This is a genomic window from Rhizobium sp. P2_G2 (genome assembly GCF_056403555.1).
In genome coordinates this window covers 1-545 of the sequence record NZ_JBFUFF010000280.1, presented here as the reverse complement: position 1 = coordinate 545, position 545 = coordinate 1, and the positions used below count along the sequence as shown (strand labels likewise).

General features: G+C 65.6%; 1 protein-coding gene. It reads right to left on the bottom strand.

Annotated elements, in window-relative coordinates; all coding sequences use genetic code 11:
- On the bottom strand, positions 1 to 545 hold a 545-nt coding region (locus AC1D06_RS42745), incomplete at both ends, for a hypothetical protein (RefSeq protein ID WP_477991650.1).

The following is a 545-nucleotide window of genomic DNA, read 5'->3' as shown; positions in this document are numbered from 1 at the left end:
ACCACCCAGCCGCCATCGGCCAGCGCGGTGGTTGTGGGAGTGACTTGCTCACCCCCGCCGTAGCTGTTGACCGGGTTTTGAGCCGCCCCCACCTTGTCGCCATTGGCGGCGTAGCGCTGCTGGAAGATGCCGTAGCTGTCTCCCGTCCCCTCGCCATACCAGGTGACCACCCAGCCCCCACCGGAAAGCGCCGTGGTTGTGGGAGCGTATTGACCGCCCCCGCCGTAGCTGTTGACCGGGTTTTGAGCCGCCCCCACGGTGTCGCCATTGGCCGCGTAGCGCTGCTGGAAGATGCCGTAACTGTCTCCSGTCCCYTCGCCGGCCCARGTGACCACCCAGCCGCCAYCGGMCAGCGCCGTGGTTGTTGGAGTGCCTTGAGTACCCCCGCCATAGCTGTTGACCGGGTTTTGAGCCGTCCCCACCTTGTCGCCATTGGCCGCATAGCGCTGCTGGAAGATGCCTAAGCTATCGCCCGTTCCTTCGCCTTCCCAGGTCACCACCCAGCCGCCATCGGCAAGCGCCGTGGTTGTTGGAGTGTCTTGAGT